This window comes from uncultured Gimesia sp. (assembly GCF_937919775.1).
Taxonomy (GTDB): domain Bacteria; phylum Planctomycetota; class Planctomycetia; order Planctomycetales; family Planctomycetaceae; genus Gimesia.
Genome location: NZ_CALFPF010000699.1, coordinates 1 through 6398, shown reverse-complemented (window position 1 = coordinate 6398; position 6398 = coordinate 1). Strand labels below are relative to the sequence as shown.

General features: G+C 51.3%; 5 protein-coding genes. 1 reads left to right on the top strand and 4 read right to left on the bottom strand.

All coding sequences use genetic code 11. The features are described 5' to 3' along the window. Positions 1 to 1201 precede the first annotated feature (1201 nt). Together Q0294_RS19830 and Q0294_RS19825 are read right to left on the bottom strand one after the other, a co-directional pair. Entirely contained in the window at positions 1202 to 1678 is a 477-nt protein-coding gene (locus Q0294_RS19830; protein WP_299468916.1) for a hypothetical protein, read from the bottom strand. A 97-nt stretch (positions 1679 to 1775) separates the two neighbouring features. Then, on the bottom strand, positions 1776 to 2648 hold the full coding sequence (locus tag Q0294_RS19825) for an amidohydrolase family protein (protein WP_299468914.1): 873 nt from the start codon (positions 2646 to 2648) through the stop codon (positions 1776 to 1778). 280 nt (positions 2649 to 2928) lie between these two features. Here Q0294_RS19825 and Q0294_RS19820 point away from each other — a divergent pair, with 280 nt between their 5' ends. Then, positions 2929 to 4647, top strand: a complete 1719-nt coding sequence (locus Q0294_RS19820) for a hypothetical protein (protein ID WP_299468912.1) — start codon at positions 2929 to 2931, stop codon at positions 4645 to 4647. Between the two features lie 36 nt (positions 4648 to 4683). Here Q0294_RS19820 and mgtE read toward each other — a convergent pair whose 3' ends face one another. Continuing rightward, positions 4684 to 6030 (bottom strand): magnesium transporter, encoded by a 1347-nt coding sequence (gene mgtE, locus Q0294_RS19815; RefSeq protein WP_299468910.1) that lies wholly within the window; start codon positions 6028 to 6030, stop codon positions 4684 to 4686. Between the two features lie 229 nt (positions 6031 to 6259). Next, on the bottom strand, positions 6260 to 6398 hold a 139-nt coding region (rpsI, locus tag Q0294_RS19810), incomplete at its 5' end, for a 30S ribosomal protein S9 (protein ID WP_299468918.1).

The following is a 6398-nucleotide window of genomic DNA, read 5'->3' as shown; positions in this document are numbered from 1 at the left end:
TACCTGTAAAACAGGTCCAACAGTGCTCGTATCCAAGATACTAGGAACCTTAAATTTAAGGTTCCTGACACCTTTTTAACCCGTCCCGCGCTCGTCCCTCCCTCTTCGAAACCAGCGCCTCAGCTTCACACCTGAACTTCCCGCACTGCCTGCTGAATAAATTCATCTTGACCACATCACGCACTTCAGGATGCTTCGTTGTGATGTGTGTCGCGCGCGAGAACACTACTGGTTCAGGTGAAGAAGTGAAACCAATCTCAAACTCACATCACAAAAACCGCTCGTTTCAGAGCGATTTCCAAAAATGAAACGCTTCATTTTTATGCGGGCCAACACACATCCGCGCATTCCCAATATCGTCCAACCTACTCCCCACACCTTCAGACACTCACTCAACCACAGCCTGCACCATATCAATATTCCCTTCCTCTTGACTTCCTCACGCCTCTGAAGAAGATTTTCACCAACGAGACGAACCTCACCAACACAAAATAGAAAGCCAAAACTTTCTTCTACCAAGGTCCACCCGGATACACATTCAGGCCGAACGCAGCAAACAGGAAACCGATAGATCGACTCACAAAAACAGAGCATGAATTCAACCTCAAAAAATGTAGGGGCGGCACCCATGTGTCCGCCCGCCGGGCGACCAGCGATCCCAATTCACTGGTGAAACGGAACCAGAATCAGCTCGCCCCCTGAGCGGCTCAGCGCCAGCCGCCGTTTCGAACTGCAGTGAGAAATTCCCCCAGCGACAAATCAATCCTACCCGATATCACCAGCGGCCCCTCAGATGAACAATCCGCACCAATGGCTAAATGGAACAGCGAATAATTGACAGGAAACCGGATCGCCCCGAATCGAATTCAGGATTGGCGCAGTCGACAGGTAACAGCCAGAGCAGAGATTTGATGAAGCAGAAAACTTCACTCGACAAAAACAGGAGACGATCGTGCGCTCATACTGCCACTTCCTGCTCGCTACGCTCGGCTTGTCCGACTGTGCTGGTCGAATGCAGCGAAACCATTCCAACCGTGTGGCCGTCTGTCGTGATCAGATCGCAACACCACCAGATAATTCAAAATGCGTGCTTACCCTGAGCGGCTCGGCGCGAGCTGCCGTTTCGAACGGTAGAGTGCCAATCATACTCAAACCCACGGCAGTGCCATTCGTCATTGACACCTGTTTTCAGCAACAATCTTCATGCGCCGAGTTTATTCGCCCTACAGAATTCATCAGCAAACGTGGCAAATGAAACCAAATCGTGATTGTCTATATTGTCTACTAGACCCTTGACAGTCACAGGCGATACAAACCGTGTCTTTCGAAGCCACAGACTGTCGTCAACAATGTCTGATTCAAACATCGAGGCAATCGCCATAGCTGCGACAGCAACCAAAGCAAAAGTTGGGAGTGAACGATTTAAATTGGCAGACAAAGTACACCACAATCCATCCTCTGCATGAGCACCAGAAGTGAATTCGTAAAACTCCATCGAGACTATTGCTTCTTTATGCCGGATCGTCATATCCATTAATCCTGCGTTTGGGTCGTATTCGAAACAGAGTAAATTTGCTTCGTCTTCTCTGAAGAGAGAACGGAATACATCGGTTATACCACGTTCGACCTCTTGGCAATTTGTTGGCCGAGGAATTCGTACTTCAAGTTCGGTAGCCATTATTTGTTCCTAATGAAACGATACTCAACCATCCATCGTGAGTACCCACATTTTTGAAATAGTTCCTTGCGTAGTGATATGTACAGAAAAAAGGTAATCACCCCAGGCAATAAAAAGTTTCTGCATTATCGTGAAACAGTTTTCGCTGAAACGTTTCTGGCCGATCCTGCACGATCCACTTGAGCGAGTTGAGCCAGGACTCGAACGACGACTTCAGCGTGCAGACGGGCCAGTCGCCGCCGAAGAACACGCGATCTTCGCCGAATGTGTCCAGACAGAAATTGATATTCTGTTTTAGATCTTCGGGCCGCCAGCCCCCTTTTGTTGCCGTCGCGATAATGCCGGAAATCTTGCACATCACCTGCGGGCGTTCGGCCATCTGTTGCATGCCGGTCTCCCAGGCAGGACGATCCGCCTGCTGATCTGGCTGCACACTCAGATTGCCGCAATGATCAATGATAAATCGAGTGTCCGGGCACGCGTCAACCAGTTCGACCGCGTCCTGAATTTCACCGGGGCGCATACATAAGTCAAAACTCAAACCCAGCTCGCCCAGCAGTTTGATGTTTTGTTTAAACTGCGGCTGCAGACACATGCCCGGCGGACGATCCGGATCGTGCAGCACCGTCCTGACCCCCTTCACAAACGGGTTGCCTGCGAATTCTTCGAGATACCGCCCAAAGCGCGCCTCGCCCGGCCTGCCGCCAATCACAGCCCCTGACATCGGATTATCTACCTGACTGCATAATTCAAGCACATACCGGGCCTCCTGTTGCTGCAGGTCCGGGTGAACATTAACTTCCATGTAAACGGTCTGTTCTACCTGGCAATTCTGCGTAGCCTCGAGATAATCAGACATCACAAAACTGCGACGCAGAGGATCAACGCCCGGCGATTCGAGCCACGGCAAGTCAAATAGATCCAAATCCCACAGATGCTGGTGGGTATCAATCACGGGTATTTGAGTCATGGCTGTTCTTCCCTCTAAAAAAGAATATATCTGTTGTTTTTACACGGTAAAGAGACTCATTGCAAATGAGATTTCGCCTCTGTTTACGCTGGTATTGAACCGTTCAATCGGTTAGAAGTGAGCTTTACCCGACGAGCGTTCTCGATGAAATCATAACTCGATGCAACCTTCCCTAATCCAACAAAACCCCAGGTCAGAATACGAACAACGGCTTCAAAGCCGGTCGAACAACGTACGAGCACTGCGAAAACAAAGCGATCAGTTTTCGAGCCTGAGAGGCGTGGCTTTTCTGTCCGCCGTAGCGTTGTTGATGGGGTCTACGATCTGGGGACTTTTCAGCCTGCAGTGGATCTGGATTCCGATTCTGGCGTTTGTATCGCTGGTCATTTTGCACGCACGCTGCGTACGCCGCCTGAAGCAGGCCCGACAGGCAGAAGCCTATTACCGGACCTCACTCGACCGCCTGAACGATCAATGGATCGATGTGCGTCCAACGGGAGAAGACTATTTTGACCCGCAGCACATGTACGCCGGCGACCTGGATCTGCTGGGACGCGGTTCCCTGTTTCAACTCATTTGCAGCGCCCGCACAAAACTGGGCGAAGAAACGTTAGCACGCTGGCTGCTTTCCCCCGCTTCCACAGCGGAAATCAAACAGCGGCAACAGTCGGTTGAGGAACTTCGCCATGAGCTGGATTTTCGCGAAGAACTGGAACTGCTGGAAGCAGAATCCCACAGCGATATTGAGCAGACCCATCTGGCTGAATGGGTTCAGCAGCCACTGACAACGATTCCGTCCCCGCTGAAATGGGCCTCCATGATTACCGGCGTTTTCGCCGCTTTGTCCGTCATCAGCTGGCTGCTGTCATACAGCGGCATTGCCCCCATTTGTGTGGCCATCATCATTCAAATCTGTCTGTTATTTTTTATCGGCCCCCGAATCCACGAATTACTCAACCAGACCGACGAAGTTCGCAACGGACTGTCAGTACTCTCCGATGTATTGTATTTAATTGAACAAAGACAGTTTGAAACGCCCCACTTAAAAGCCATTGTATCCGCTTTAAAAACGGACGGCATCCCCCCCTCGCGAAGCATCGCCCAGCTACGACGGCAAATCCAGGGACTCAACAACTGTTTTCGCAATCAGTTCTCCGCGCCGCTGTCCACCTTACTCGGCATCCCCTTTCATTATGTTTACGCCATCCAGCGCTGGCTCGTGCATGTAGGCCCACACTGTCCCGAATGGCTCTCTGCCGTCGGAGAGTTCGAGGCGTTGTGCTCACTGGCCGGGTATGCCTACGAGCATCCCCACGATCCGTTTCCCGATGTCGTTGACCCCGAAGCGGGCCCCCGACTCGAAGGGACCGATTTAGGACACCCGCTCATCCCTCTGAATCAGGTGGTCCGCAATGATGTCACGTTGAACATGGAAAACCGGCTGCTCATGATCAGCGGCTCTAATATGTCGGGCAAAAGTACGTTGATGCGAACCGTCGGCACGAACTTTGTACTCGCGATGACGGGTGCCCCCGTACGGGCCACGCGTTTGACGGTTTCGCCGATGCAGGCCGGTACAGCCATGCGGGTTCAGGATTCGCTGCAACAGGGAGCCTCACTGTTTTATCAGTCGGTAGCCCGACTTTCCGCGGTCGTCCATCTGGCAGATGCTCCACTCCCGGTTTTGTTTCTACTCGATGAAATTCTGCAGGGGACCAATTCCCATGACCGTCGCATTGGCGCACAGAGTGTGATCGAAACCCTGCTTGAGCGGGGCAGCATTGGAATTGTCACAACGCACGATCTTGCCTTAACAGAAATTACGGCTCAGTTTGGCGAACAGGCAAAGAATGTGCACTTCGAAGACCAGCTGGTCGACGGCAAAATGACGTTTGATTACCGGATGCAACCAGGTATCGTCGAGCACAGCAATGCTTTGGAACTGATGAAGATGATGGGAATTGTGCTGAAAACCGAAACTGATCAGAAACAGGCGTGAGGTCGGTCGATTTCCTGTTTTCCGGAGTCATCGTTTTCAGCTTACCAGAGACATGGCAACCTGGAAGTAGATGATCAGGCCCAGGATATCAACCAGCGCCGTAATGAAGGGATTGGACATCAAAGCCGGGTCCATGCCTAACCGGCGGAATCCCATCGGCAACATCCCCCCCGCTGAGATGCCGATTAAGACGACTAAAAAGACAGCGACGCCCACTACGGTTGCCTGCATCAGTTCAGCGGTAAAAGCCCAGGCGACAACAAAGCTGATCGAAGACAGGACGCTTCCCAGCATCAACCCCAGTTGTATCTCTTTGCGCAGCAGCGCCGTCAAATCACCCTTTTGGATATTCGACTCCAGCGCCATCGCCCGGATGATCAATGTCGCGGACTGAGAACCGGCATTACCACCACTGGCAAGAATCAGCGGTATAAACAAAACCAGCCATTCAAACTTGTCCGAAACCGCTTCATAATGCTCCAGAACTTTCGCTGCCAGAAACGAGGGGACCAGCAGAAATATCAGCCAGCCTACCCGTTTACGAACAACGGTCATCAGTGACGTGGAAAGATAGCTGTCTTCCAATGGTTCGACCGCCGCCAGACGATACGTATCTTCGGTCGCTTCTTCCTGCATAATATCGATGGCATCGTCGTGCGTCACAATACCGACTAACTGATTTTGACGATCGACGACAGGAATCGCGATAAAGTCATACTTTGCCATCTGCTGTGCGACATATTCCTGGTCATCGTCCACGCGCACGGAAATGACATCGCGATTAATCAATTCCGAGAGTGGTCGTGCAGGACGGGCGAAGATCAATTCGCGCAAAGAGACAATGCCCTGCAGCCGGCGCCCGTCATCGACAACATAAATATAGGAGATAATTTCACTGTCCGGTGCCTGATGTCTCAATTTCTCCAAAGCCTGCGCCACCGAGATATTTTCCGGGAGGGAGGCGTACTCGGTGGTCATGATGGCGCCGGCACTATCTTCCGGGTAGGACAGCAGCTTACGGATATCACGCCGCTCAGCCTGTGCCATCAGAGGCAGTAGTTCTTCGACGTGTTCATCATCCATTCGCGATAATAAGTCAACCCGGTCATCGGGAGCCATCTCTTCTATCAGTTTTGACAGTGGTCCGCGGTCGATAATCCCCACCATGGCAATCTGCTGTGGCAAGGGCAGAAACTGAAAAATCTCAGCCTGCCTCTCAGAGCCACTGCAGGAAAGCACACCCCAGATTTCCTGGCTGTCAAGTTCTGACAGAACTTCTGCTGTGACCGCAGGATAGAGGGCTTCGCAAAACTCCTTGATGCCTGCGGTATCATTTTCAGCCAGCAGCACCCGAAGTTCTGGTAGCAACAATCGCCCATACATTGTTGATGCCCCTTTCACTTAAAGATATCGTTATATCAACAAACTTGTGTTGGACGTCTTACCTGCGACGTATTACCTGCCGAAACAGAGAGAAACCGGTTACCAGTGCAAATGAACCGGTAAATTGCCATAAAAAAACACCCTCACTGGAATACGTCGCCAGTCAGGGTGTCGATGACTTCATGCAGACAATACAAATGCGTGTTGTCTGAAAATAACTATACGCAGATCATCGCTTGGAGAACTGAAAACTCTTGCGTGCTTTCTTGAAACCAAACTTCTTACGTTCGACCATGCGGCTGTCACGTGTCAGGAATCGTCCTGCACTCAGCGTTTCATGGAACTGGTTATTATATGCTTCCAGAGCA